This window comes from Streptomyces doebereineriae, from assembly GCF_031845645.1.
Classification (GTDB): Bacteria; Actinomycetota; Actinomycetes; order Streptomycetales; family Streptomycetaceae; genus Streptomyces; species Streptomyces canus.
The window spans coordinates 1-430 of the sequence record NZ_JAVREZ010000403.1 but is presented as its reverse complement, the minus strand read 5'-3'; the positions used below and the strand labels follow the sequence as shown (position 1 = coordinate 430).

The 430-nt window shown below is 75.6% G+C and carries 1 protein-coding gene; it reads left to right on the top strand.

The genetic code is table 11. From position 1 onward, the window contains the following. On the top strand, nucleotides 1–430 hold a 430-nt coding region (locus RNB18_RS52515), incomplete at both ends, for a DciA family protein (protein ID WP_311721119.1).

Here is a 430-nt window from a genome sequence, read left to right as displayed (position 1 = left end):
GGTCGCGGAGCGCGGCGGGGCCTCCCCGGCGGCCGCGGCCGCGACGGCGGGCAGCGTCATCGACCAGTGGCCGGCCATCGCGCCCGAGCTCGCCGGGAAGGTCGAGGCCGTCCACTTCGACACCCCCACCGGCACCCGGCACCTGCGGCCCGCCACCCCGGCCTACCGCACCCAGCTGACCCTCCACCAGAAGCAGATCACCACCAAGGTCAACGACACCGTCGGCCCCGGCACCGTCCGGCGCCTGGAGATCCTGCGCCCGGCCGCACTCGCCTCACCGTCACCCCAGGACACTCGGACACCCGCGCCCGCTGCCGCACCGCACCCCGTCACCGCGTCCAGGCAGGAAGCGCGAAGGGAGGCGCCGGAGGGCTACCGCGAAGCCATCGCCGCCCACCGCGCCACCTGGACCAGACAGCAGCACACCAAC